This is a genomic window from Mongoliimonas terrestris (genome assembly GCF_001927285.1).
GTDB lineage: Bacteria > Pseudomonadota > Alphaproteobacteria > Rhizobiales > Pleomorphomonadaceae > Chthonobacter > Chthonobacter terrestris.
On sequence record NZ_MSIG01000011.1, the window covers coordinates 114,305 to 139,291 of the forward strand.

General features: G+C 71.2%; 20 protein-coding genes. 14 read left to right on the forward strand and 6 right to left on the reverse strand.

Annotated features, from left to right (window positions below):
• Positions 1-4: 4 nt before the first annotated feature.
• On the reverse strand, positions 5-898 hold the full coding sequence (locus tag BUQ68_RS16155; protein WP_075217030.1) for a uracil-DNA glycosylase: 894 nt from the start codon (positions 896-898) through the stop codon (positions 5-7).
• Between the two features lie 249 nt (positions 899-1,147).
• On the opposite strand from BUQ68_RS16155, the gene BUQ68_RS16160 reads away from it, so the two are divergent.
• Positions 1,148-2,824: an electron transfer flavoprotein-ubiquinone oxidoreductase gene (locus tag BUQ68_RS16160; protein WP_075217031.1), complete on the forward strand. Its 1,677-nt coding sequence runs from the start codon at positions 1,148-1,150 to the stop codon at positions 2,822-2,824.
• Positions 2,825-2,881: 57 nt separating this feature from the next.
• Here BUQ68_RS16160 and BUQ68_RS16165 read toward each other — a convergent pair whose 3' ends face one another.
• A complete protein-coding gene (locus BUQ68_RS16165; protein WP_075217032.1) occupies positions 2,882-3,847 on the reverse strand; it encodes an endonuclease/exonuclease/phosphatase family protein in 966 nt (321 codons plus the stop codon).
• Positions 3,848-4,290: 443 nt separating this feature from the next.
• Between BUQ68_RS16165 and BUQ68_RS16170 the strand changes: the two genes are divergently transcribed.
• A complete protein-coding gene (locus BUQ68_RS16170) occupies positions 4,291-5,064 on the forward strand; it encodes a DUF1194 domain-containing protein (protein ID WP_075217033.1) in 774 nt (257 codons plus the stop codon).
• Between the two features lie 483 nt (positions 5,065-5,547).
• Here the strand turns inward: BUQ68_RS16170 and glyS are convergent, their stop codons facing one another.
• Positions 5,548-7,584: a glycine--tRNA ligase subunit beta gene (gene glyS, locus BUQ68_RS16175; protein WP_075217034.1), complete on the reverse strand. Its 2,037-nt coding sequence runs from the start codon at positions 7,582-7,584 to the stop codon at positions 5,548-5,550.
• 75 nt (positions 7,585-7,659) lie between these two features.
• The gene (locus BUQ68_RS16180) at positions 7,660-8,967 is read right to left on the reverse strand and encodes a cell wall hydrolase (protein WP_075217035.1); all 1,308 of its coding nucleotides are present in this window, start codon (positions 8,965-8,967) and stop codon (positions 7,660-7,662) included.
• Between the two features lie 208 nt (positions 8,968-9,175).
• Here BUQ68_RS16180 and acuI point away from each other — a divergent pair, with 208 nt between their 5' ends.
• A complete protein-coding gene (gene acuI / locus BUQ68_RS16185) occupies positions 9,176-10,165 on the forward strand; it encodes an acrylyl-CoA reductase (NADPH) (RefSeq protein ID WP_075217036.1) in 990 nt (329 codons plus the stop codon).
• Positions 10,166-10,180: 15 nt separating this feature from the next.
• Here the strand turns inward: acuI and BUQ68_RS16190 are convergent, their stop codons facing one another.
• Positions 10,181-12,904 (reverse strand): DUF2339 domain-containing protein, encoded by a 2,724-nt coding sequence (locus tag BUQ68_RS16190; RefSeq protein ID WP_075217037.1) that lies wholly within the window; start codon positions 12,902-12,904, stop codon positions 10,181-10,183.
• Between the two features lie 241 nt (positions 12,905-13,145).
• Here BUQ68_RS16190 and BUQ68_RS16195 point away from each other — a divergent pair, with 241 nt between their 5' ends.
• The 3 genes from BUQ68_RS16195 to BUQ68_RS16205 all read left to right on the forward strand — a co-directional run bounded on the left by BUQ68_RS16195 (position 13,146) and on the right by BUQ68_RS16205 (position 16,665).
• Positions 13,146-14,912, forward strand: coding sequence for a tetratricopeptide repeat protein (locus BUQ68_RS16195; protein WP_075217038.1), 1,767 nt, complete (start codon positions 13,146-13,148; stop codon positions 14,910-14,912).
• Positions 14,913-14,928: 16 nt separating this feature from the next.
• Positions 14,929-15,801, forward strand: a complete 873-nt coding sequence (locus BUQ68_RS16200; protein ID WP_075217039.1) for a 4-(cytidine 5'-diphospho)-2-C-methyl-D-erythritol kinase — start codon at positions 14,929-14,931, stop codon at positions 15,799-15,801.
• 153 nt (positions 15,802-15,954) lie between these two features.
• Positions 15,955-16,665 (forward strand): DUF1868 domain-containing protein, encoded by a 711-nt coding sequence (locus tag BUQ68_RS16205; RefSeq protein ID WP_075217040.1) that lies wholly within the window; start codon positions 15,955-15,957, stop codon positions 16,663-16,665.
• A 19-nt stretch (positions 16,666-16,684) separates the two neighbouring features.
• Here BUQ68_RS16205 and BUQ68_RS16210 read toward each other — a convergent pair whose 3' ends face one another.
• Positions 16,685-17,692, reverse strand: a complete 1,008-nt coding sequence (locus BUQ68_RS16210; RefSeq protein ID WP_075217041.1) for a polyprenyl synthetase family protein — start codon at positions 17,690-17,692, stop codon at positions 16,685-16,687.
• A gap of 191 nt (positions 17,693-17,883) precedes the next feature.
• Here BUQ68_RS16210 and BUQ68_RS16215 point away from each other — a divergent pair, with 191 nt between their 5' ends.
• The 8 genes from BUQ68_RS16215 to BUQ68_RS16250 all read left to right on the forward strand — a co-directional run bounded on the left by BUQ68_RS16215 (position 17,884) and on the right by BUQ68_RS16250 (position 24,972).
• Positions 17,884-18,117: a putative signal transducing protein gene (locus BUQ68_RS16215; protein WP_075217042.1), complete on the forward strand. Its 234-nt coding sequence runs from the start codon at positions 17,884-17,886 to the stop codon at positions 18,115-18,117.
• A gap of 3 nt (positions 18,118-18,120) precedes the next feature.
• Entirely contained in the window at positions 18,121-18,900 is a 780-nt protein-coding gene (locus BUQ68_RS16220; protein WP_075217043.1) for a tRNA1(Val) (adenine(37)-N6)-methyltransferase, read from the forward strand.
• A 115-nt stretch (positions 18,901-19,015) separates the two neighbouring features.
• A complete protein-coding gene (locus tag BUQ68_RS16225; RefSeq protein WP_245293282.1) occupies positions 19,016-19,888 on the forward strand; it encodes a S49 family peptidase in 873 nt (290 codons plus the stop codon).
• A gap of 151 nt (positions 19,889-20,039) precedes the next feature.
• The gene (locus BUQ68_RS16230) at positions 20,040-20,231 is read left to right on the forward strand and encodes a hypothetical protein (protein WP_075217044.1); all 192 of its coding nucleotides are present in this window, start codon (positions 20,040-20,042) and stop codon (positions 20,229-20,231) included.
• A gap of 106 nt (positions 20,232-20,337) precedes the next feature.
• Entirely contained in the window at positions 20,338-21,297 is a 960-nt protein-coding gene (locus BUQ68_RS16235; protein WP_075217045.1) for a glycine--tRNA ligase subunit alpha, read from the forward strand.
• Positions 21,298-21,539: 242 nt separating this feature from the next.
• A complete protein-coding gene (locus BUQ68_RS16240) occupies positions 21,540-23,084 on the forward strand; it encodes a hypothetical protein (RefSeq protein WP_139315256.1) in 1,545 nt (514 codons plus the stop codon).
• A complete protein-coding gene (locus BUQ68_RS16245) occupies positions 23,081-23,611 on the forward strand; it encodes a GNAT family N-acetyltransferase (RefSeq protein WP_075217047.1) in 531 nt (176 codons plus the stop codon). Before BUQ68_RS16240 ends, BUQ68_RS16245 begins: the two co-directional genes overlap by 4 nt.
• Before the next feature lie 122 nt (positions 23,612-23,733).
• Positions 23,734-24,972, forward strand: a complete 1,239-nt coding sequence (locus BUQ68_RS16250; protein WP_075217048.1) for an MFS transporter — start codon at positions 23,734-23,736, stop codon at positions 24,970-24,972.
• Positions 24,973-24,987: the final 15 nt, after the last annotated feature.

Sequence of the window (24,987 nt, forward strand, 5' to 3'; positions counted from 1 at the left end):
CGGTTCAGGGCGAACCCTTCAGCACCGCCCTGACCGCCAGCATGTCGCGCCAGACCATGCGCTTCTCCACCGGGTTGCGGAGGAGATAGGCCGGGTGGAAGGTGGGCATGGCCTTGATGACGCGCTGGCCGGTGTCGAAGTCGAGCCAGCGGCCGCGCAGCTTGCGGATGCCCATGCGGGCGGCGTCGCCGCCGGCCAGCGCCTTCGCGGGCTGTCCGCCGAGGAAGACCAGCACGTCCGGGTCGACCAGTTGGATCTGCCGCTGGATGAAGGGCCGGCAGATGGCGATCTCCTGGTCGCTCGGCTCCCGGTTTCCGGGCGGGCGCCAGTAGACCACGTTGGCGATGTAGGCATCCGTCGCGCGGGCCAAGCCGAGGGCGGCGAGGATGCGGTCGAGCAACTGTCCGGACCGGCCGACGAAGGGCCGGCCCTCGATGTCCTCGTCCCGGCCCGGCGCTTCGCCGACGAACATCAGCCGCGCCGTCGGATTGCCGTCGCCGAACACGAGAGACTTCGCGGTGAGCTTCAGGTTGCAGCCGTCGAACCCGGCGAGAAGGCCGCGGAGTTCGTCCAGGGTCTGGGCCGCCGCGGCGGCGGTGCGCGCGGCCATCACCGCATCGGTGCCCGGCAGCGTCGCGGCAAGCGGGGCGCTGATCGGCTGCGGCGGCGGGGTTCGGGCCGGCTGGCCGCGCGGCGCGGGTGGCAGCACGCGGGCCTGACCGGGCGTCAACGCAGGCGCGCGCTGGGTGAGCGCCCGGCGTTCCCGGTCGGCGACCGTCTCGGCGAAGCGGTCGACCGGGGCATCCTCCAGCACCGCGTCGACGCCCATCGCGGCGTACCACTCCACCAGCGCAAGCAGCGCGTCGTGAACGCTCGGACTGGGCTCAAGATCGGACATGAGAGCCTTATAGCGCTCCCCTCAGGCCGACGCCACGGCTGACGCACCCGGTCGCCCGTGTCGCGGAGACAAGAACGAAAGGCTCGCATTCATCATAACGTTGACGTAAACGTCAGCAATCACCATCATGCTGCGACAGAACAGCCCCATGAGAAAAGATGGGCCCTTGGTCGCCTTTGCGGGCGCGGTGCGCCTGGATATGGTACGCGCGCCCGGAGCGGGGCCCTTGAAGGACCTGAAGGAGTTGGCATGACCGCGGTTGACCTGCCCGAACGCGAAGCGATGGAGTTCGACGTGGTGATCGTCGGCGCGGGGCCGGCTGGCCTTTCGGCCGCCATCCGCCTGAAGCAGATCGCCGCGGAGACCGGGCGCGACATCTCGGTGGTGGTGCTGGAAAAGGGGTCGGAGGTCGGCGCCCACATTCTCTCCGGTGCCGTGGTGGACCCCATCGGCGTCGACCGCCTGCTGCCGGGCTGGCGCGAGGAGGCGGACACGCCCTTCAAGACCCCGGTGACGGACGATCGCTTCTACCTGCTCGGCCCGGCCGCCGCCGTGCGGCTGCCCAACTGGGCCATGCCGAAGCTCATGAACAACCACGGCAATTTCGTCGTGTCCCTCGGCAACGTCTGCCGCTGGCTCGCCCAGAAGGCCGAGGCCCTCGGCGTGGAGATCTATCCGGGCTTCGCCGCCGCGGAGGTGCTCTATGACGACGCCGGCCGGGTGATCGGCGTCGCCACCGGCGACATGGGCGTCCACAAGGACGGCACGCCGGGTCCGAACTTCCAGCGCGGCATGGCGCTCTTCGCCAAGTACACCCTGCTCGGCGAGGGCGTGCGCGGCTCGCTCGCCAAGCAGGTCATCAACCGCTACCACCTCGCCGACGGCGCCGAACCGGCGAAGTTCGGCATCGGCCTGAAGGAGCTCTGGGAGATCCCGGCGGCCAAGCACCAGCCGGGCCTCGTCCAGCACTCGTTCGGCTGGCCGCTCGACTGGGGCACCGGTGGCGGCTCCTTCCTCTACCACCTGGAGGACAACCAGGTGGCGGTCGGCTTCGTGGTCCACCTCAACTACCAGAACCCCTACCTCTCGCCCTTCGAGGAGTTCCAGCGCTTCAAGACGCACCACCTCGTGCGCGAGACGCTGGAGGGCGGCAAGCGCCTCTCCTATGGGGCGCGGGCCATCACCGAGGGCGGCTGGCAGTCGGTGCCGAAGCTCACTTTCCCGGGCGGCGCGCTGATCGGCTGCTCGGCGGGCTTCGTCAACGTGCCGCGCATCAAGGGCTCGCACAACGCCATGCTGTCCGGCATCCAGGTGGCCGAGGCCGCCGCCGCGGCGCTCGCCGCCGACCGGGCGCACGACGAACTCACCAGCTACGAGACCGGCTGGCGCGCCTCGGAGATCGGCAAGGACCTCCACACGGTGCGCAACGTGAAGCCGCTCTGGTCGAAGTTCGGCACGCTCATCGGCGTGCCCCTTGGCGGGCTCGACATGTGGCTGAACGAAAAGCTCGGCGTTTCGCCCTTCGGCACGCTGAAGCACGGCAAGCCGGACCACGTGGCCACCCACCCGGCGAAGACCCACAAGCCGATCGCCTATCCCAAGCCCGACGGCAAGCTCTCGTTCGACCGCCTCTCCTCGGTGTTCCTGTCGAACACCAACCACGAGGAAGACCAGCCGGTGCACCTGAAGGTCAAGGACATGGGCCTGCAGCGGGTGTCCGAACTCGGAACCTTCGCCGGCCCGTCGTCGCGCTACTGCCCGGCCGGTGTCTACGAGTGGGTCAGCGAGGCGGACGCGCTGCCGAAGTTCGTGATCAACGCGCAGAACTGCGTCCACTGCAAGACGTGCGACATCAAGGATCCGAACCAGAACATCGAGTGGACGGTGCCGGAGGGCTCCGGCGGTCCGAATTACCCGAACATGTGAGCGTGAACAGGCTGCGCCGCGCCGGGCCATGCGACCCGGCCGGCACGGTCCCGCGCTTCAGTGCAGTTCCACGTCCACGACCACCGGCAGATGGTCGGAGCCGACGTCCGGCCCGACCCGGTGGCGCTCCACCTCGACGCCCGGACCCACCATCACGTGGTCCACGGTGGAGCCGAAGAACTGCGGCCAGCCGAACTCCCGGAAATAGCGGGTCGCGACCGGCCAGAGGCTCTCGTCGGCGAGGCGAAGCGGGGTGGTGAGCAGCAGCTTGTGGATCCAAGGCGACCAGGTCGGCGTGTTGAAGTCGCCGCCGACCACCACGCGCGTGCCCGGCGCCTCACTGTTCACCGCCTCTTCCAGCACGGCGAGCAGACGGTTGCGCTCGCGCCACTTCTCCTTGGAGCGTGGCGTCTGGGCGTGGACCGCGTAGACCACCAGCGTCTCGCGCCGGGCATTCGGGTTCGAGCGATCGGTGACGTCGAGCTCCACGCGGGCGATGCGCTTGCGCTTGGTGAAGACGCCGTCGTCCAGAAGCCTGGGCTCGCCGATCACCGGATAGCGGGTGAGAAGCGCCACGTCCCACGAATAGGGGCCGAGCACCACCGGATAGGCGTTGGTGATGCCGCGCAGCCCCGGCCCGTCGTGCGGGGCCTCCTGGACGAGGATGATATCCGCCGGCCGGGAGTCCAGCCACGCCTTGAGGGCCGGCAGGTCTGCGTTCTTGTCGCTCAGCATGTTGATGGTGGCGACGCGAACCCGGGTCCCCCCGTCGATCTCGCTGCGCTCGGCGAACACCGGCAGCACCGCGATGCTGCCGCCGAGCATCAGCATCATCAGGAGCAGATGACGCCGGCGCCAGGTGAGGAAAAGGACGGTCAGCACGATGCTGCCGGCGAGGACATAGGGAAGGAAGAAGAGGATGAGGTCAGCCGTGCGGATGACCACGGCCGCCACGTAGAGCGCGCCGAGACCAAGCACCAGGGCTGCGAGCCCCGTCACGTCGAACCATCTGCCGAGATTCATCCTCATCCCACCGACCATGCCGTTCCGGGGTCTTATACCGGCTACAATGCGCCTTTCGGATGACCCGTGGCCGACGTTTTTCGCCACAGCGTAAATTTAATCGATCAAGTAAGGTTGAGCATTCCGCGCCGCAGCACAGTTGACGCGCGCTGTCATGGAACCGACACTTGACCTCGTTCGCAAGGGGAGCGGCGGTCTTCGGCCTTCCTGATCCGCCCTGCCGCCCCACCAGAGCGCCCGGTCTTCCCGTCGGCCCCATCCGTCGGGTCGTGCCGCACGCCTCTGCCCAGACCCGGTCCGGACGCCCAGGCGGAAGCCCGGATCGCCGTGAGCCAGTGGCTCGATACCTGGCTCTGTTCGTCACGCGAGGCGCGCCACGCGGTTTGAATCCGTGCGCCCGACTGGAGGCGGTGATGCGAAGCACACGACATCGGCGACTGTGGATGGCCGGCCTGTTCCTTCTGGCCATGGCCGGCGGCGCGGCGGCGGACGACCAGGTGGACCTGGAACTGGTGCTGGCCGTCGACGTCTCGGGCTCCATGGACCCGGACGAACAGGCTCTCCAACGCACCGGCTATGTGGAGGCCCTCCGCCATCCGGAGGTGCTCGACGCGATCCGCAGCGGCCTTCATGGCCGGATCGCCGTCACCTATCTGGAATGGGCCGGACCCGCCACGCCGCGGGTGGTCGTGCCCTGGCGGATCATCGACAACCGGGTATCCGCCGAGACCTTTGCCGGGCAGCTCGCCGACGCGCCGCGCGGCACCATGCGGGGCACCTCCATCTCCAGCGGCCTCATGGCCGCGGCGGCGCTCTTCGAGAACAACGGCTACGCCGGCATGCGCAAGGTCATCGACATGTCGGGCGACGGACCCAACAACATGGGCGAACCGGTGGTGCCGGTGCGCGATCTGGTGCTGTCGCGCGGCATCGTCATCAACGGCCTGCCGATCACCTTGCGGCCGGGCAACCGGGGCTACGGCTCGATCGAAAACCTGGACTCCTACTATGCCAACTGCGTCATCGGCGGCCCGGGGGCCTTCCTGGTCGCGGTGAGCGACCGGGCCCAGCTCATCGAGGCCATCCGGCGCAAGATGGTGCTGGAGATCGCCGACCTCAGCGGCGGATTCGAGTACGCCCAGGCAACGCCCACCACCGATCCCGACTATGACTGCGAGATCGGGGAGAAGCAGCGGCGGATGTGGCTCGACCCCTGAGTCGCGCCCGGGCGACGGACCGGAGCACAGCCCGTCGCCGCGGATGCGGACCGAACGCCCGCTCCGCCAGCAGCACGGCGATGAGAAGCGCGCCGATCGGCAGGGAGAGGATCAGCGCCGCCAGCGCCCGCACCGGCAACGTCCAGCCGAAGACAAGCGATCGTCCCGATTCGCGAGGCTCGGACGTGGGACCCTCGGCCGTGCGGGCCTCTGCGGGCTCGGTCCGACGGCGAAGGGGAGGGGGTCTGGACGGCGGCGGGAGAAAGCGTTCGGCGGGCTGCATCGGCGGCGTGGTCTCGGACGGCGGGCACAGGGTCCCGCCGTCGGAAACCGGCGCCTAGGCCGCCTGATCGGTCCGATCAGGGGTGGAAGGCGTCGGATGGGGGCAGCCGGAAGGACATGCACCCACGATACAAGCGATCCGTACTTCCGTCGATTCCGTGAAACAGCGGAGGGCGTTTCTGCCCTCCGCACGATGTCGCATCAGCCTTCGATGCGCGAGAAGTCCGCCACCTGGTGGCAGGTGTCCCGGATGGCGGCGAGGAGCGCCAGCCGGTTGGCCCGCACCAGCGGATCCTCGGCGTTGACCAGCACCGCCTCGAAGAAGGCGTCCACCGGCGGGCGAAGGCCGGCGAGCGCCGCCATGGCGGCCTCGAAGTCCTCCCGGCCGAGCGCGTCCGACACCGTCTCGGCGCCCCGCGAGACTGCCGCCCACAGCACCGCCTCGGCCGGATCGGCGAAGCGCGTCGGGTCCACCGTCGCGGCGACCGCGGTGCCCTTCTTCTCCTCGGCCTTCAGGATGTTGGCGGCCCGGCGATAGCCCGCAAGCAGGTTGCGCCCGTCCTCGGAGGCGAGCAGGTGCCCGAGCGCGTCCACCCGGCGGACGACGAGCAGCAGGTCGTCCTCGCCGCCGAGCCCGAACACCGCGTCGACGAGATCATGCCGCGCGCCCTGCTCGCGCAACTGCACCTTCATGCGATCGGCGAAGAAGGCGAGGAGATCCGGCGTCGAGCCGAACGCGGTGAGCCGCATCCGCAGCCCGTTCTCCAGCACGATGCGGATCACGCCGAGCGCCGCACGCCGGAGCGCGAACGGGTCCTTCGAGCCGGTCGGCTTCTCGTCGATGGCCCAGAAGCCGGTCAGCATGTCGAGCTTGTCGGCGAGCGCAACCGTGATCGACACCGGCTCCGTCGGAACCCGGTCGCTCGGCCCCTGCGGCTTGTAGTGCTCCTCGATGGCCGCGGCGACGGCCGGGTCCTCGCCCTGCCGTTCCGCGTAGGTGCGGCCCATGAAGCCCTGCAGCTCCGGGAATTCGCCCACCATGCCGGTGACGAGATCGGCCTTGGCCAGCAACGCCGCGCGCGCGGCCAACTCCGGATCGGCGCCCACCAGCGGGGCGATCTCGCGGGCGAGCGCCACGATGCGCTTCACCCGCTCGCCCTGGTTGCCGAGCTTTTCGTGAAAGGTGATGCTGTCGAGCTTCGGCAGCCGGCTTTCCAGCGGCACCGCGAGGTCCTGCTCCCAGAAGAACTTGGCGTCCGACAAACGGGCGCGGATCACGCGCTCGTTGCCGGCCACGATGGTCGCCCCGCCGTCCGCCGACACCGTGTTGGCGGTGAGGAGGAAGCGGTTGGCGAGCCCGCCGGTGGCCGGATCCCTCAGCACGAAGCACTTCTGGTTGGCCCGGATCGTGGCGCGGATCACCGCGTCGGGCACCTCCAGGAAGCGCGCCTCGAACGACCCCATCAGCACCACGGGCCATTCGACAAGCCCCGCCACCTCGTGGAGCAGCCCTTCGTCCTCGACGAGCTCCAGCCCCGCCGCGAAGGCCAGATCCTTGGCGTCGTGCAGGATGATGTCGCGCCGGCGCGCGGGATCGAGCACCACCTTGGCCTTCTCCAGCGCCGCCATATAGTCGTCGAACCGGCGCACCCGGATCGGCTCCGGTGCCAGGAAGCGATGGCCGTAGGTGACGTTGCCGGACGAAACGCCCTCGATGTCGACGGCGATCACGGTCGGGTCCTCGGTCTCCGGTCCGAAGGTGCAGACGACGGAGTGGAGCGGCCGCACCCAGCGGAGCGCGCCGGTTCCCCACTTCATGCTCTTCGGCCAGGGGAAGCCGCGCACCACTTGCGGCACCAGATCGGCGATGATGTCCTCCGCCGCCCGGCCGGGCTTCAGCGTCTCGGCGACGTAGAACTTGCCCTTCTTCGGGTCGTCCACCACCCGCGCCTCGGCGACGGACGAGAGGCCGGCGCTCTTCAAAAAGCCCTGGATGGCGCCTTCCGGCGCGTCCACGCGCGGACCCTTCTTCTCCTCGCGCAGGTCCGGCGAGCGGCTGGTCACCCCGTGCACGGTCAGCGCCAGCCGGCGCGGCGTCGCAAAGCCCGCCGCCCCCTCGTAGGTGAGACCGGCGTCCACCAGGCCGTTGGTGACGAGACCCTTGAGGTCGTCGGCCGCCTTCGCCTGCATGCGGGCGGGGATCTCTTCGGAAAAGAGTTCGATGAGAAGATCGGGCATGGGGGACGTGCGCCTTCGCGGAAAACCGGACGAGTGACTATCCGGTTCGGGCGCGAATGTCACGGGGGACGGCGCTCAGCTCCAGCCGCCATGGATGGTCTGGTAGAACACGTGCCGGCCGACCTTCAGCTGCTTGCGGAAGACCGAGGCCCAGTTCGGCCGCACATAGGTGGCGTGATAGTGCGTCGCCGTGCCCACCTCCGGCAGCCAGAGGCCGCCGTGCAGCATGTCGCGGGCGATCCGCTTGGCGACATTCCAGGCCCGGCCGGGGCGCACCACGTCCTTGATGCCGTCGCACGCGAAGGAGAACTGGCAGGCGTCGCGCCGGCCTTCGTTCTGGTAGACCACGTCGCAGATCTTGTTCGGATAGGCGGGGTTGCGCACCCGGTTCAGCACCACCTGCGCCACCGCCTCCTGGCCCTTCACCGGTTCGCCTCTCGCCTCGAAATAGATGGCCTCGGCAAGGCAGGTCTCCTCGGCGGCCGAAAAGGCCGTGCCCGGCAAGGGGAGGGCGCCCCACCAGTGGTCGCGGGCCCCGAGCGGCACCCGCGGGGCATCCGGCTTCTCCCGGGGGAGGGCGAACAGCGCGTCGAACATGTCCTGGCCCACCACCGAGAGGTCCGGCGCGTAGGCGGCCACCACCACCTCTGCGGTGGCGCTGGCCGCCGCGTCGAGCGGGCGGACAGGATAGTGCGAGGCGACCAGCCGCGTCTGGTCCGGCCGCGACACGGGGATCGGTGCCGGCGAGAGGTCCGCCACCATCGTCGTCGTGTGCCGCGGCTCGATGAAGCGCCCGACGGCGAGCGCCGACAAGGGAGCCGACCCGGCCGAGAAGGCCACGGTCACCGGCTGGCCGGCGGGCGGCGGGGCAAGGCGGCTGTGCTCGTCCATCAGCGATCCGGCCGAGAAGCCGCGAAAGCGCGTCGGCGCCGTGAAGGTGGCCGGCAGGTCGCCCTTCCAGCTCCGGTCGATCCGATCCTCGTCGGGCACGAACAGCGTGGGGTCGAGCGCGTACCCCCGGATCGGCCCGGCGCTCTCCACCACGATGCGTTCGCCGTTCGGTCCGGCGGTGACGACGGCGGCCGCGCCGGCGCCGACCTCCGCAAGCGAGTGCGCGGTCACTTCCGTGATGCCGCCGGGGCCGGGCGGCACGGGCAGGGTCCAGCGAATGGCCGGGTCGATCGCCTGGATCATCAGGCTGGCGGCGTCCTGCTGGGCGACGGTGCTCGCGGAGAAGACCGTGAGGCCCACGCCCCCGACGACGCTGATGGCGGTGCGCCGGGCCGCGCCGAAGGGGCGCTCCACCGGGGTGCCAGCCTTCAGGCCTGCGTTTCCATAGGCGGCCGCGCTGGTGCGGGCCTCGATCCGTTGACGACGACGCATGACGGGACCACGTCCTTCCGAACCGGCGCGGGCACCGGCGAGGCCGGTTCCGCTCTTCGTCTCCTCTTTCCCGGGTTATCGCGGATTAACCTAAACGGGCCGTTAATCGCGGCCGCTCGGTGCCAAAGTCGGAGGCGTGCGAACCGGTCGGCCGTGCTAGAGGGAAACGGAGCGAAGGGCGGGCACGCGGGACAAAGGGGAGAGGCAGATGAGCGATTTCCGGGCAATCGTGGTGAGCCGCGACGAGGAGAAGCGCCAGAGCGTGGCGCTGACGCGCCTCGGCGAGGCCGACCTGATGGAGGGCGACGTCACCGTCCGCGTCAGCCACTCGACGGTGAACTACAAGGACGGTCTCGCCGTCACCGGCAAGCTGCCGGTGGTCCGCCGCTGGCCCATGGTGCCGGGCATCGACTTCGTCGGCGAGGTCATCGCCTCCGCCGATCCGGCCTTCGCGCCCGGCGACAGCGTCATCCTCAACGGCTGGGGCGTCGGCGAGGTGCACCTCGGCGGCTGGGCCGAGGTCGCCCGCGTCAAGGGCGACTGGCTGATCAAGCGCCCCGATGGCCTCGCCCCCGCCGACTGCATGGCCATCGGCACCGCCGGCTACACGGCCATGCTGTCGCTGATGGCGCTCGAGGCGCACGGCCTCGCCCCGGCCGACGGTCCGGCGGTGGTCACCGGCGCGGCCGGCGGCGTCGGCTCGGTCGCCGTCATGCTGCTCGCCCGCGCCGGCTGGCACGTGATCGCCACCACCGGCCGGCCCGAGGAGGCGGACTACCTGAAGGGCCTCGGCGCCGCGGAGATCGTGGAGCGCGCCGAACTCTCCGGCCCCGCCAAGCCGCTCGCCAAGGAGCGCTGGGCGGCGGGCGTCGATTCGGTCGGCTCCACCACGCTCGCCAACGTGCTCGCCATGACCAAGGCCGAGGGCGCCATTGCGGCCTGCGGCAACGCGGGCGGCATGGACCTGCCGTCGAGCGTGGCGCCCTTCATCCTCCGCGGCGTCTCGCTCCTCGGCATCAACTCGGTCAGCGTGCCGCGGGCCAAGCGCGAAGCCGCCTGGGGCCGGCTCGCCGCCGAGATCGACCGGGGCAAGCTCGCCGCCATGACCGCCACCGTCGGCCTCGACGATGCCATCGACACCGCCCGCGCCATCGCCGACGGCAAGGTGCGCGGCCGGGTCGTCATCACCGTCGGCTGACCGGCTCGCCCGGCGTCAGGCCGGCGGCCCGAACCGGCGCACCAGCCGCTGGTAGCCGAAACCGATCAGGATCAGCACCGCGCCCGTCCCCATGAAGGACGCGGCGCGGAGCGCCCCGCCGAGCCCGGCGGTGTCCACCAGGAAAACCTTCACCACCACGGCAGCGATCAGCGCCGCCGCGACCGCCCGGATGGCGCGGGCGCGGGTGACGAGGCCGACCCCGATCGTCACCAGCCCGAACAGCAGCCAGACCGCCGAATAGGCGTAGAGCTCGCCCTCATCCACCGTCCCGACGGCGAGATCGCCCGTGTGGAAGGCCGCCCGCACGGCGAGCGTCACCCACATGAAGAGCAGCGCCCCGGCAAGCCAGCCGGCGATCATCGCATACCAGCGCGGCTGGTCCGCCCGGCGGCGGGCGAGCGCCGCCACGGCGACGGCAAGAAGCGCCGGCAGCACGTAGCCGAGCACCAGAAGCCCGGAGAAGGCGCCGCCGTCCACCGGCTCCCCGGTCGTCAGCGGATTCTCGGCGATCAGGAGGCCGAAGCCCGCGAGCAACAGGCCGATCGCGCCCACCACCAGCGGCCCGACGGCGAACACCGGCCCCGGCCGGCGGACGCCGAGCCATTGCATGCCGAGCGACACGGCGAGCAGCGACATCGTCAGGAGGCTCTGCTCCGCAAGGCCCGACACCGGCGCCGTGATGTCGCCGCCCGTCATGGCGTGGTGGATCACCATCACCAGGGTGAGCGTGGTGAAGGTCACCGCGAACCCTTCGATCAGCGGCACGAAGGCGTCCTGCCGCGTCCGGCCGAACCGCCACGCCGCCGCCGAAAAGGCGAGCGCCGGCACGCCGTAGCCGTAGAGCAGCCAGTTGAACACCGGCGTGGTGCCGACCGCCGTGCCGACCACTTCCGGGTCGACGGCGAACCGCCCGGCCACCAGCACGGCGACGGCCACCGCCACCGCCCGAAGCCCCGCCACCGGCCGGGCCGCCTCCACCCAGGCGATCGCCGGCACCATGAGGGCGAGCGCGACGGTCAGGAACCCCTTTTCCAGGAGCGCCGTGAAGCCGCAGGCGAGCGCCGCCACGGTGGCGACCGAATAGGTCGCCACCGCCCCGTCCACCCCGAACCCGCGGGCGTCGAGCCGGCGGGCGATCGCATCGGTCGCGGCGGCGAAATAGGCGGCGAGCGCCAGCGCCGCCGCCCCGAAGGGCAGGCTGGTGGTGAACTCGGCGATCCTCAGATAGGCGACGATTCCGGCGCCCAGCGGCACCAGCGTGCCGACCGCCGCGAGCGGCACCCGCGCCGCCGATCCGGCGACGCCGCCGAGCCCGAGCGCGCCGAAGAGCAAGCCCGCCAGCACCGCCGCGCCGATCAGCCGCCCCGCATCCACCGCCGGCAGGCCATCCGCGAGGCCGCTCTCCAGCGCCGGGCGAAGGTCCGGCACGGCGAGACCGCCGAGGCCGATCACCACGGTCAGGATGGTCCCGAGCGCCGTCAGCCGGACCGCCGGCCATTCGTAGGCCGTCACGGCGAGCACTGCCCCGAGGCCGAACACCAGCGCAGCGCCTGTCGCCGTGTCGCCGAAGCCCGCCACGTGGGCGAGCACCGGCAGGGCGAACGCGGCCGGCATCAGCGCGCCGACCCGGTCGTGCGGCGCCGGCCGGCCCGGATCGCGCGGGTGGATGGACGCCGCGAAGGTGCCGACCGCAAGGAGCACCGAGAGGGCGATGTGGAAACCGACCACCGGGCCGTCGAAGCCCGGGTTCACGGACCCGGCCGTCATCAGGAGCGCCCAGGCGCCCTGGCCGATGACCGCCGTCACGGCAAGCCAGCGCCAGCTCCGCAGCCGCGCCACCACGAGCGTCGCGACCGTCAGCACCAGGAGATAGAGGACGAGCGGCCCGTAGGCCGGTGCATCGGAGGACACGAGGAGGGGGCTTCCATAGCCCGCCGCCAACCCCAGGCCCGCGAGCCCCGGTCCGTGCAGGAGCGCGAGGAAGAGCGTCGCGACTGCAACGGCCCCGAGCGCCACGAAGGCCGCCGCGTCGCCCAGGAACCCGTAGAGCGCATAGGCCGCGTAGATCGCCGCGAAGGCCGAGACGGTGCCGGCGGCGGTGAGCACGCCCGGCACGTAGGCGGCGCGGGCGTCCGTGGCTGGCTCCGCGTCCTCCCGCCGGCGCAGCCATTCCCCGGCGCCGAGCAGCAGCGCCGCGAAGGCGAGGCCGAGGAGGATGCGCGCGGCGGGTCCGATCAACCCCGCCTCGATGGAGTAGCGCACCAGGAAGACGCCGCCGAGCGCCAGCGCCACGCCGCCGACCCACACCGCCCAGCGGGTGCCGATGGATTCCTCCAGGCTGCGACGGCGGGGCGGGGCAGGGGGCGCGCCGGCGGTGCCCGTCGCCCCGTCGGCGTCGATGACCCCCGCGGTGTCGGCCGGAGCGTCCGCCGCCGCGCTCTCCGGCGCGGCCTCCGCCTGCGGCCCCGCAACGGCCGAAACCTCAAGGGCTGGGCTGCTGGTGGTCGGAGTGGGCGCCGCGCCAACCGCAGGCGCCCCCTCGCTTGCCACCTCTCCCGCCCGGGCCGTCAGCGCCGCTTGCAGGGTGCGAATGGCGGTCTCTGCGTCGTCGAGACGCCGTCGAAGCTCGTTCGTGCGCCCGAAGGCCACCCAGCCGAGCAGGCTGCCGCCCACCAGGGCGAGGATCAGAAGCACCAGGACGACGATCAGGGAATCCATCGCGTCAAAAATATGGAGCGGATGATTGGATCGCGCGGGTGCCGCCCCCAGCCTCCGCGACCGCATCTTGGGCACGTCGGGCGAACAGTCTCAAGAGCTTTCCCGTCCGCGCGCCGGCGTTCGGACCGGCCCGCCGCCGCCCGCAAACTCCCGGCCTTGTGCTCGCCATGCCTTTGCCCTCATTCTCCGGCTCTGATTTGCGGCATTCGGCGCCCGGCGCCGGCCGAACGTGGAGCGAGCGATGACGAAGACCCGACCCCATTCCGCCGCGCGGACACGCCGCGCTGCCTCGGTGGTCGCCGCGGTGCTTGCCCTCTCGTTGGCAACGGGCGCGGCCAGCGTGGACACGCTCTCGGTCCCGCCCACCGCCGAAACCCTGTCGGGCAACTACCTGGCGGCCCGCTTCGCCGGCCAGCAGCAGGATCTCGGCGCGTCCGCCCGCTTCTTCGCCGAGGCGCTCGCCAGCGATCCGGAGGACACCTTCCTCCTGGAGCGCACCTTCGTGCTGTCGCTCGCCGCCGGCGACACCGACACCGCCATGGACCTCGGCCGGCGCCTGGAGCAGCTCGATCGCGGCAACCGCATCGCCGGTCTCGCCCTCGGCGTGGAGGCGCTCCGCGACAAGCAGTACAGCGTTGCGATCGAGACGCTGAAGCGCGCGAACGCCGGTCCGCTCGCCGGCCTCACCGTGGAGGTGCTGTCCGCCTGGGCCGAAGCGGCCGCCAACAGCCCCGACAAGGCGCTGAAGCGGCTCGACAAGCTCGACGGCGAGGAGTGGTACGCCTTCTTCAAGAACTACCACGGCGGCCTCATCGCCGACATGACCGGCCGGACCACCGAGGCGGTGAAGCGCCTCGGCAAGGCCTACGAAATCGATCCGGGCGCCGTGCGCGTCACCGAAGCCTTCGTCCGCGCGCTCGCCCGCGCCGGCAAGCCCGAGGAGGCGAAGGCCATCCTGGCCGAGGCCGAGGGCCGCGCGCCCGGCCACCCGCTCCTTGTTGCCACCCGCGACGACATCGCCGGCAACGGCACGCCGAAGCCCCTGATCGCGACGCCGCTCGCCGGCGCGGCGGAAATCCTGGCCGGCCTCGGCGCCGCCATCGCCCGCAACGACACCGACGAGTTCGCCGCCATCTACCTGCAGTTGGCGCTTCACCTGGATCCGAGCGCCGACCTCGCCCGCATCTCGCTCGCCGAGATCTTCGAGCGCGCCAAGCAGTTCGAGCAGGCGATCGCGGTCCTCTCCGAGATCTCCCCGCGCTCGCCGCTGAAGCGCAACGCCGAGATTCAGGTCGGCTTCGACTACAACGCCCTCGACAAGGTGGACGAGGCCCGCGCGCACCTCTCCAAGCTGGTGGAGGACGACCCGAGCGACCTGGAGGCGGTGACCGCCCTAGGCAACGTGCTCCGCGTCCGCAAGATGTTCGCCGAGGCCGCCGACGCCTACACGAGCGGCATCGACAGCCTGAAGACGCCGCTGCCGCAGCACTGGTCGCTCTACTACTACCGGGGCATCGCCTACGAGCGCACCAACCAGTGGGACAAGGCCGAGGCCGACTTCAAGCAGGCGCTGACCCTCTCGCCGGACCAGCCGCTGGTGCTCAACTACCTGGGCTATTCCTGGGTGGACCGGGGCCTGAACTACGACGAGGCGCTCGGCATGATCGAAAAGGCCGTCGAACTGGAGCCGACCGACGGCTATATCGTGGACAGTCTCGGCTGGGTCTACTTCAAGCTCGGCCGTTACGAGGATGCCGTGGTGCAGCTGGAGCGGGCGGTCGACCTGAAGCCGGAGGATCCGGTGATCAACGACCACCTGGGCGACGCCTACTGGCACGTGGGCCGCAAGCTGGAGGCCCGCTTCCAGTGGAGCCACGCCCGCGACCGCAAGCCGGAGCCGGCGGACCTCGCCAAGATCCTGAAGAAGCTGGAGCAGGGCCTGCCGCCGCCGGACCATCCGACCGCCGCGGACGCCGGATCGGTCGCCACCCCGCCAATCAAGAACTGAGCCTGCGGCCGATCCGATGGCGGACAGCGAACTGGCACGCGCGAAGGTGAACCTCGCGCTGCACGTGGTCGGCCGCCGGCAGGACGGCTACCACCTGCTCGACACGCTGGTGGCCTTTCCGGCGATCGGCGACGTCGTGTCCCTTCGCCCGGACGGAGAGCCCGGCACGCTGGTGGTCACCGGTCCGAACGCCCAGGCGCTCGCCGACACCGATCCGGACCACAACCTGGTGACCCGCGCGGCGGAGAGCCTGGCACTGGCCCTGTCGCGACCCCCCGGTGACGTGGCATTCGCGTTGGAGAAGCACCTCCCGGTCGCGGCCGGTCTCGGCGGCGGATCCGCGGACGCGGCGGCCGTCCTCCGGCTCCTCTCGGCCCTCTGGGATGTGGACCCGAACGGCCCGGCGGTGACCGCCGTCGCGGCAGGCCTCGGAGCGGACGTGCCCATGTGCCTCGCCTCCCGGCCGCTCCGGGCCGAGGGGATCGGCGAGCGGCTGACCCCTGTCGGCCGCCTCCCGCGCTTCGGCATCCTCCTCGCCAATCCGGGCGCCGCCGTCTCCACCCCGGCGGTGTTCCGCGCGTTGACCCACCGGGACAACCCGCCCCTTCCGGCCGTCATCCCGACGGACCGGGCCGGCCTCCTCGACCTCCTGGCAGGCGCCCGCAACGACCTGGAGCCGGCCGCGATCTCGGTCGCGCCGGTGATCGCCGACGTGCTCGCGCGGCTGACGGACCTGCCGGGCGCGCGCCTCGCCCGCATGTCCGGATCCGGTGCCACCTGTTTCGCCCTCTTCGACAGCCCGGAGATCGCCGCCGCTTCGGTGCCGCTGCTCGCCGAGGCCCGGCCCGGCTGGTGGGTCCGCACCGCCGCGCTCGACGGCGAGGCCTGACACAGAGGGCGTCAAGTCCCGACAGGTCGGGCTTTCGCGATCCAAGGATGCGGCGGGTGCGGCGATCCCCTCGACCTGATCCCGCCTTCGCATCAGCGACATGCTCCACCGCTAGGCTCGCGGCAACGCCTCATCCACCGATCGCGAGTCGCCATGCCGACGTCCGTCCCGCCGCTCCTGATGCCGTTCGCCCGCACGACCCAGCCGCAGCCGCCGCGCCACCTCGGCACCCGCTACGACCGGCGCGGCACCTTCCTGCCGGAGCCGGGGAACACGGTCGTTTGCCACCTGCTGCCGGACGCCCCGGAGAGCGCCGCCATCATCGCGCTGCGCAACCGCATGCGATCCATGCCGCGCGCCGATCTCCTCGCCTTCACGCCGGTGTCGAGCCTGCACATGACGGTGTTCCAGGGCATCATCGAGTACCGGCGCAAGCCCGGCTACTGGCCGCCCGACCTCGACCTCGACACGCCCATCCCGGCGATGACCGACGCCATGCTGGCCCGGCTCGACGGCTTCCGCGGCTGCGGCCCGTTCCGGATCAAGGTGGACGAGGTGGCGCCGACCGGCCTCACGCTCTCCGGCCACGGGCCGGACGACGCGGCCGTCCTGAAGGCTTGGCGCGACGCGTTCGCCGACGTGTTCGGCTACCGCCATCCCGACCACGACAGCTACCGCTTCCACATCACCTTCGCCTACATGCTCGACTGGATCCCGGACGACGACCTCGCTGCCGTGGCCGACGCCCTTGGCGGATACCTCGAGGACATCCGCGCGACGGCGCCCGTCATCACGCTGGCGCCGCCGGCCTTCTGCCGCTTCGCCGACATGAACCATTTCGAGGAGTTGAAGGTGCTCGCCTGACGTCGGCGGACCTGATGCGTCAGCTCACCCGGCTGACGCAGAAGGCCACCACGTCGAGAAGCGCGTCCCGGTGCGGGCCGGCCGGCGTGTCGGCGAGCGCCTTCACGGCCTCCTCGCCATAGGCCTTGGCCCGGCGCACCGTCTCGGCGATGGCGCCGTGGGCGCGCAGGAGTTCGATCGCCCGGTCCAGATCCCCGTCCTCGATCGCCCCGTCCTCGATGGTGCGCTTCCAGAAGGCCCGCTCGCGGGCGTCCGCCGCCCGAAGGGCGAGCACCACCGGCAAGGTCACCTTGCCCTCGCGGAAGTCGTCGCCGACCCGTTTGCCGAGCGTCAGGGACGAGCCGCCATAGTCGAGCGCGTCGTCGACCAGCTGGAAGGCGAGGCCGAGCGCGCTGCCGTAGGCCGAATAGGCCGCCCGCATCTCCGCCCCGGCGTCCGCGATGATCGGTCCCACCTCGCAGGCGGCGGCGAAGAGCGCGGCCGTCTTGGCGTTGATCACGCGCAGATAGGCGGCTTCCTCGGTACCGATGTTCTTGGCGGCGGCGAGCTGCATCACCTCGCCCTCGGCGATCACCGCCGCGGCGTCGGCCAGCACCCGCAGCGCGTCGAGCGAGCCGACCTCCACCATCATGCGGAAGGCCTGGCCGAGCAGGTAGTCGCCGACGAGCACGCTCGCCTGGTTGCCCCACAGCATGCGGGCGGAGAGCTTGCCCCGGCGCATCTCGCTCTCGTCCACCACGTCGTCGTGGAGGAGCGTCGCCGTGTGCATGAACTCCACCGAGGCGGCGAGCTTCACATGCCCGTCGCCCGCGTAGCCGAACGCCTGGGCGGCGGCGAGGGTCAGCAGCGGGCGCAGGCGCTTGCCGCCGGAATCGATCAGGTGCCGGGCGATCTCGGGGATCATCTCGGCGTTCGAGCCGGCCATGTCGAGAATCAGGGCGTTGACGCGGTCCATGTCGGCGCTGACGAGGCCGAGCAGCGGCGCGAGCGACGGCTCCGCCCCCGAACCCCTGATCTGCCGGCCCATGGATGCCACCACACTCACGCTCTCGTCTCCCGACCCGTCTTCGATGTGCGCGGAAGCATAGGGAGGCGGGCGCCCCCCGGCAAGCTTCGGACGGCTCTCCTTTCGCACGCCCATCGTCCACTTGCCAACCGCCTTTCGCCGCACGACCTGTTGAGGAGGACAGGTGGCCCGGCCGCCGCACGAGGAGAGACATGGAAGAACTGATACGGACCAACGACCTCGTGCTGATCTCCTTCGTGGAGGCGCTTCTGCGCGACAGCGGCATCGACCATCTGGTCGCCGACCAGGCGATCAGCGCCGTGGACGGCTCCATCGGCATCTTCCCCCGCCGCATCCTGGTGGATTCCGATCGGGCCGACGCGGCGCGCCGCCTGATGGTCGACGCCGGTCTCGGGGCCGAGCTCCGGTCCGCGCCGGGGGGCTGACCGGTGTCCGCGCCCGACGCCCGCACCCGTGACGGCTTTCTCGATCGTCGCCTGACCATCGCCCAGCCTGCCGACGGCGGCCACCGGGCCGGCCTCGACGCGGTGCTCCTGGCCGCTGCGCTCGGATCGGACACCCGCGGCACTGTGATCGATCTCGGCGCCGGTGCCGGCGTCGCCGGCCTCTCCGTCGCCGCCCGCTGCCCGGCGGCGGACGTGGTGCTGGTGGAGATCGACCCCGCCGCCGCCGCGCTCGCCCGGGAGAACGCGGCGGAGAACCGGGCCGCCGTCGCCGACCGTGTGCGCGTCGTCGAGGCGGACGTCACCGCCCCCGCCGCCGCCCACGACGCCCTCGGGCTCGTCCGGCACGGCGCCGCCCACGTGATCATGAACCCGCCCTTCCACCCGCGCGACCGCATGCGCCCGTCGCCGTCGCTCGCCCGCGCCGGCGCCCATGCGCTGGAGCCCGACGATCTGGCGCTCTGGTTCCGCGCCGCCGCCCGCCTCCTCGACCCGCGCGGCACCCTCACGGTGATCTTTCGCGCCGACGAGCTGCCGCGCCTTCTCGCCGCGGTCGGCGGGCGCTTCGGCTCGCTCGCCGTCCTGCCGGTGCACCCGCGGGCGACGGCGGCGGCAAGCCGCGTCATCCTGAAGGGCCGCCCCCAGGGCCGGGCGCCGCTCCGCCTGCTGCCGCCCTTTGTGCTGCACGGCCCGGGCGAGACCTGGACCGACGCCGCCGACGCCGTCCTTCGCGGTGCCGACCTCACCGTTCCCTGGTGGGGGTGAGCGCTCAAGGCCCCGCCCGATTGCCGAACCGGCCCCAGGCGGCCATATCTGTCCGGTGGCCACCGCTTGTCGGTCCGCCTTCTCCTTCCTGTCGCCCACCCCGGGAGCGCATGTCTTGTTCGAGCCGCTGAAGTCCCTGTTGCCCGCAAGGTTCCGCGCCAAGGGTCCGGTCATCCCCGTCGTCCGGCTCGCCGGCGCCATCGGCATGGGCACGCCGTTCCGGCCGGGCCTCTCCCTTCCCGCCGTGTCCGCGGCCCTGGAGCGCGCCTTCTCGATCAAGCGCGCGCCGGCCGTTGCGCTCTCCATCAACTCGCCGGGCGGCTCGCCGGTGCAGTCCCACCTCATCTACAAGCGCATTCGCCAGCTCGCGGTGGAGAAGAACAAGACCGTCATCGCCTATGTGGAGGACGTGGCGGCGTCCGGCGGCTACATGATCGCCTGCGCGGCCGACGAGATCGTCGCCGACCCGTCGTCCATCGTCGGCTCCATCGGCGTCGTCTCGGCCAGCTTCGGCCTCGACCGTTTCATCGAACGCTACGGCATCGAGCGGCGGGTCTACACCTCCGGCACCCGCAAGGTGACGCTCGATCCCTTCCAGCCGGAGAACCTGGAGGATGTGGAGCACCTGAAGGCGCTCCAGCGGGACGTGCACCAGATGTTCATCGACCTCGTCACGGAGCGCCGCGGCGCGTCCCTCTCCGTCAGCGAGGACCTCTTCTCCGGCCTGTTCTGGGCCGGGGAGGCGGGACGGGCGCTCGGCCTCGTCGACCGCACGGGCGACATCCGCGCCGACCTGAAGACGCGCTTCGGCGAGCACGCCACGCCGCGCCTGGTGGCGGCCGACCGCGGCCTCTTCCGGCGCCGGCCGACCGGCATCGCCGGCGGCCTGTCGCTCGCCGGCGCCTCGCTCGCCGGCCCGGCCCTCTCGGTGGACGAGGCGCTCACCGCGATCGAGATCCGCGCCCTCTGGGCCCGCTACGGCCTTTGAGCGGCCGGGTCCGGATCGACCGCCTGGAAGCCATCGGGGCGGCGGCCCGCCGAATGCGCCGCACCGTCCGGTGCTGCGCCGCCGTTGTTGTCGCTTGCATAAGGCCCGGCACGGTGGTCAGATGATCCTCTTGGATGAGAGGAGTTGGACGATGCCCCCACTCGTCGTCGTTGCCATCGCCGGTGCAGGCCTCTATGTGGCTGGCCGCTTTGTGAAGCGGGAAATGCAGCGCGTCGCCAAGGCTCTGGAGGACGCGAACCGTCAGCCGGAACCGATCACCATTCCGCTGGAGAAGGACCCGCGCACGGGCGTCTACCAACTCCGCCGGCACGACGAGGCCTGAGCGCTTCGTTCGCGCCGCATCGCTTGACCGGACCGGGCCGCGCTCTTTAAGACGGCAGGCGTCCTTCCGACGTCTCGACCGTCCCACCCAGCCGGACCGCTCCCCCATGACCGCGCTCACCTCGCCCTCGCCGACCCCCGCCGTCGATCCGAACGACCCGCGCCGGTCCTTCCAGGGTCTCATCCTCACGCTTCAGCGTTTCTGGGCCGAGCAGGGGTGCGTCATCCTGCAGCCCTACGACATGGAAGTGGGCGCCGGCACCTTCCACCCTGCCACCACCTTGCGTTCGCTCGGGCCGAAGCGCTGGAACGCCGCCTACGTGCAGCCCTCGCGCCGGCCGACCGACGGCCGCTACGGCGAGAACCCCAACCGCTTCCAGCACTACTACCAGTTCCAGGTGATCCTGAAGCCGTCGCCGAAGAACATCCAGGACCTCTACCTTCAGAGCCTCTACGCCATCGGTATCGACCCCTCCCTCCACGACCTCCGTTTCGTGGAGGACGACTGGGAGAGCCCGACGCTCGGCGCCTGGGGCCTCGGCTGGGAGTGCTGGTGCGACGGCATGGAGGTGAGCCAGTTCACCTATTTCCAGCAGGTCGCCGGCATCGAGTGCTCGCCCGTTTCCGGCGAACTCACCTACGGCCTGGAGCGTCTGGCCATGTACCTGCAGGGCGTCGACAACGGCTTCGAGCTGAACTTCAACGGCCGGGACGGCGACGAGAAGGTCACCTACGGCGACGTCTTCAAGCAGGCCGAGGAGGAATACTCCCGCCACAACTTCGAATATGCCGATCCGGCCATGCTGATGCAGCATTTCAAGGACGCCGAAGCCGAGTGCCGCTCGCTGCTCGCCCAGGGCGCCGCGGCGGCCGACGCCACCCTGAAGCGCCACCGGTGCGTGCTGCCCGCCTACGACCAGTGCATCAAGGCGAGCCACCGCTTCAACCTCCTCGACGCGCGCGGCGTCATCTCGGTGACCGAGCGGCAGAGCTACATCCTGCGCGTCCGCGAACTCGCCAAGGCGTGCGGCGAGGCCTGGTTGCAGACGGAAGCCGGCGGCGCCTGAGCACGACGGAGGGCGGACAGCCGCTTGGCCTCGTCCTTCTCCCGGCTCAAGGTCTTCCTTCCCGTTCATACTTCATTTGCTCTGATCCCAACCGTACGGGGATAAGAACATCGAAGGCTTGGACGGAGAAGGCCTAGACTATCGCTGCCCTTCCGGCGGAAAAACAGCGCGGCTTTACCAGGGGTAAAAGATCTCTCCGGCACTATCCATGGAGCCAACATGGGTCGTGGATCGGAGAGCTTATGGTCGCGTGGAGGAGGGTCGGAGGATCGCGGTTCATCGCCGCCTCTGTGGTGGCCGGTCTCCTCACCGGATCCGCGCTCGGCGCCGTATGGCTCGTGGTCGACAGCGTGGCGGGCGACCGCTCGACGAAGGCGTTCGCCGAACTGTCCTCGCCGGCGCGCACCGTGGCGCGGGTCACCGCCGCGACGCCGACCGCCGCCGACGAGGCCTTCGCCGGTCCGGTCCGGTCGCTGGAGGCGATGCTCGCGCCGGAGACCCCCCTCGCCGACGCGGCCGCCCGTTACCTGCAGCATCACCGCGACGCCCGGATCGCCGCCGCCGCCGAGGCGACCGCCGCGGCCCGCGCCCGGTCGATCGGCGACGCGCTCGACCGGGCGCTCGACCGCCTCGCCGCCGAATCCCATGCGGCCGCCCGGCGCTTCGCGTACGCCCAGGTCATCGACCGGGCACGCCTGAAGGATTTGGACGAGAACCGCCGCCTCCTCGTCGATGCCGGACCCGACGCGGCGACGCTGACCGAAGCCGCAGAACGGGCCGGCGTGAACCGCGGCGCTGCCGCCGCCCGCGCCCTCGACATGGAGCGCATCGCCGCCCTCCTGTCGGTGCTCAGGGAAGCCGGATCGGCCGCCGAACGGGACGCCGTCCGCGCGGACCTTCGCCGCGCCGCCGGGCGCCTGACCCTGATGCCCCGCTTCGATCTGGTCGCGGCGATCGAGACCTACGCCGCCGCCCTCGACCGGGTCCAGACGACGCAGGCGGCCCTCGTCTCGAGCCGGACCGCCCTCGCGAACGCCGGCGCCGGTCTTGCCGCCGCGCTCGACGGGGTGGCGCCAGGGCGCGAGCCCTCGATCCGCTGGGCCGGCATCGGCCAGGATGCCGGCGTGGCGGCGCTCATCCTCCTCTCCGTCGCCGCCGGCTTCGGATGGGCCGCCTGGACGCTCGCCGGCCGTCGGCCGACGGCCGCCGCGGCGGCCCGGACGAATTCCTCGGTGCGCGTCGACCGGGAACCGCTGTTCGACGCCCTGGTGCGCCGGACCGCGGGCGAACCGGACCGCATCCCGGAACCGCACCGCCTGCTCGCCACCCTTTCCACCGTCGACTGGCCGGCGCCCGCAACGCCCGCAACCGCCACCCGATCGGGCGGAACGCCGGCCGGACCCCGGCGGGTCGAGACTGGGTCCGCGGCGTCGGACGACCGCCCGGCTGCGGGCGCGTCCGACCTAGAGCATTCTCCGATCAAGTTGCACGACTTGGTCGAAGAGAGAGTGCTCCAGGCTTTTGACTCTGGAGCGATTTCTCGTCGACCTGACGATTCCGTCAGGTCGGAAAGCGCTCTGGTCGCCCGCGCCGTCAGAACCGCGGCCGACGACCTGGACGGCGCCATCGCCGCACTCCTCTCACGAAGCGGATCCGCCCGCTCTCACGACGGCCTGCGCGAGGCCGTGATCATCCTCACCGACGCCACCCGCCAGATCGGCGATCTTTCCGCCGAACGCCCGCGCACCCTCGACGTCCGGCGCTTGATCGGACGAGGGGCGTCGTGATCGTGCTCCGGCAGGGTCGGCTCGTGCCCTTCGGCGAGCAGCACCTTGCAGATTTCATCGCCATGGCGGCCGACCCGCTGGTGATGGCCGACCATGGCGGCGCGCTCGACGCGGTCGCCGCGACGGCGAAGTTCGAAGGGTATGTGGCGGCTCAGGCCGCGACGGGCTTTTCCCGGATGGCCCTGGAGGGGCTCGACGGCGCGTTTCTCGGCGCCGTGGGCGTCACGGTGCTCCCGCCCGACCACCCGACCGGCGCGCACATGGACGTCGGCTGGCGTCTCACCCAGGCGGCATGGGGGCGGGGGCTTGCCACCGAAGCCGGCGCGGCCGTGCTCCGCGACGCCTTCGCCCGCAGCGACGTGGACATGATCGCCGCCTATACGGCGCCGGACAACGCCCGCTCTCAGGCCGTGATGGCGCGTTTGGGGCTCCGGCGCGATCCCGCCCGGGACTTCCGCACCCTCTTCCCGACCGGTCCGTTCGAGGGGCTTGTCTGGATTGCGGACCGGGCCGCGTTCGGGGCGTGATCATCACCGGAAGTGATCGGTTCAATTCCATCCTTTCATTAGGGTAGCCGGACCGGACCGGCTATTCTGCCCGACGAAAGCCGCACGTCGGGTCGCGGCGGCCTTGCCGGGTTCCCCCCAAGATGTCCTCATCCTCCTCCTCGTCCAGGCTGCCCGCCGGCGGCGCGGCGATGCCCGCTTCCGTGGTCCTGGTCTGCGGCTGCCTGATCGCCATCCTGACCTTCGGCCCGCGCTCCACCATGGGCTTCTTCCTGACCCCCATGACGACCGCTAACGACTGGAGCCGCGAGACCTTCGCCCTCGCCATCGCGTTGCAGAACCTCCTGTGGGGCATGGGCCAGCCGTTCGCCGGCATGATCGCCGACCGGTACGGCACCTGGCGGGTGCTCTCCTCCGGAGCGGTGCTCTACGCGCTCGCGCTGGTGCTGATGTCCCAGACCACCGACGGCACGACCCTGCAGTTCACCGCCGGCGTGCTCCTCGGCCTTGGCATCGCCGGCTCGGCCTTCTTCATGGTGCTCGCCGCCTTCGCCCGCCTGCTGCCGGAGAGCATGCGCAGCACCGCCTACGGCCTCGGCACGGCGGCCGGCTCCATGGGCCAGCTCCTGTTCGCCCCGCTCGGCCTCGGCTTCATCGACACCTACGGCTACGAATCCGCCCTCCTGATGCTGTCCGGCTGCCTCGTGCTCGTGCCGCTGCTGGCGATCCCGCTTCGCGGCAAGCCGGGCCCGTCCGGCGGCGTCGGCGGGCGCGACCAGACCATCCGGGAGGCGCTCGGCGAGGCCTTCCGGCACAAGTCCTACTGGCTCCTGGTGGCGGGCTTCTTCGTCTGCGGCTTCCACGTCGCCTTCATCACCACCCACCTGCCGCCCTACATCGTCGACAAGGGGCTGGATCCGAGCTGGGGCGCCTGGGCCATCGGCCTCATCGGCGCCTTCAACGTGGTCGGCTCGCTTGCCGCCGGGCGGCTCTCGGGTATCTATCCGAAGCGCTGGGTGCTGTCGGTCATCTATTTCGGCCGGGCGCTCGCCTACGGGCTCTTCTGGCTCCTGCCGACCACATCCACCACGGTGGTGCTGTTCGCCGCCGCGGCCGGCCTCCTCTGGCTCTCCACCGTGCCGCCGACGCAGGGCCTCGTCGGGGTGATGTTCGGCACCCGCTACATCGGCATGCTGTCGGGCTTCGTCTTCTTCTCCCACCAGGTCGGCGCCTTCCTCGGGGTCTGGCTCGGCGGCCGGCTCTACGACACCACCGGCACCTACGACGGCGTCTGGCTGCTCGGCATCTTCCTCGGCCTCTTCGCGGGCTTCGTGCACCTGCCGATCAAGGAAGCCCCGGTGAAGCGGCTGGCCCCGGCCTGAGGCCGCCTGCCGGCC

What these genes read in the sequence shown, in the direction of transcription:
- BUQ68_RS16155 (WP_075217030.1), bottom strand. Translation starts at nt 898, where the DNA reads ATGTCCGATCTTGAGCCCAGTCCGAGCGTTCACGACGCGCTGCTTGCG.
- BUQ68_RS16160 (WP_075217031.1), top strand. Translation starts at nt 1,148, where the DNA reads ATGACCGCGGTTGACCTGCCCGAACGCGAAGCGATGGAGTTCGACGTG.
- BUQ68_RS16165 (WP_075217032.1), bottom strand. Translation starts at nt 3,847, where the DNA reads ATGAATCTCGGCAGATGGTTCGACGTGACGGGGCTCGCAGCCCTGGTG.
- BUQ68_RS16170 (WP_075217033.1), top strand. Translation starts at nt 4,291, where the DNA reads ATGGCCGGCCTGTTCCTTCTGGCCATGGCCGGCGGCGCGGCGGCGGAC.
- glyS (WP_075217034.1), bottom strand. Translation starts at nt 7,584, where the DNA reads ATGCCCGATCTTCTCATCGAACTCTTTTCCGAAGAGATCCCCGCCCGC.
- BUQ68_RS16180 (WP_075217035.1), bottom strand. Translation starts at nt 8,967, where the DNA reads ATGCGTCGTCGTCAACGGATCGAGGCCCGCACCAGCGCGGCCGCCTAT.
- acuI (WP_075217036.1), top strand. Translation starts at nt 9,176, where the DNA reads ATGAGCGATTTCCGGGCAATCGTGGTGAGCCGCGACGAGGAGAAGCGC.
- BUQ68_RS16190 (WP_075217037.1), bottom strand. Translation starts at nt 12,904, where the DNA reads ATGGATTCCCTGATCGTCGTCCTGGTGCTTCTGATCCTCGCCCTGGTG.
- BUQ68_RS16195 (WP_075217038.1), top strand. Translation starts at nt 13,146, where the DNA reads ATGACGAAGACCCGACCCCATTCCGCCGCGCGGACACGCCGCGCTGCC.
- BUQ68_RS16200 (WP_075217039.1), top strand. Translation starts at nt 14,929, where the DNA reads ATGGCGGACAGCGAACTGGCACGCGCGAAGGTGAACCTCGCGCTGCAC.
- BUQ68_RS16205 (WP_075217040.1), top strand. Translation starts at nt 15,955, where the DNA reads ATGCCGACGTCCGTCCCGCCGCTCCTGATGCCGTTCGCCCGCACGACC.
- BUQ68_RS16210 (WP_075217041.1), bottom strand. Translation starts at nt 17,692, where the DNA reads ATGGGCCGGCAGATCAGGGGTTCGGGGGCGGAGCCGTCGCTCGCGCCG.
- BUQ68_RS16215 (WP_075217042.1), top strand. Translation starts at nt 17,884, where the DNA reads ATGGAAGAACTGATACGGACCAACGACCTCGTGCTGATCTCCTTCGTG.
- BUQ68_RS16230 (WP_075217044.1), top strand. Translation starts at nt 20,040, where the DNA reads ATGCCCCCACTCGTCGTCGTTGCCATCGCCGGTGCAGGCCTCTATGTG.
- BUQ68_RS16235 (WP_075217045.1), top strand. Translation starts at nt 20,338, where the DNA reads ATGACCGCGCTCACCTCGCCCTCGCCGACCCCCGCCGTCGATCCGAAC.
- BUQ68_RS16240 (WP_139315256.1), top strand. Translation starts at nt 21,540, where the DNA reads ATGGTCGCGTGGAGGAGGGTCGGAGGATCGCGGTTCATCGCCGCCTCT.
- BUQ68_RS16250 (WP_075217048.1), top strand. Translation starts at nt 23,734, where the DNA reads ATGTCCTCATCCTCCTCCTCGTCCAGGCTGCCCGCCGGCGGCGCGGCG.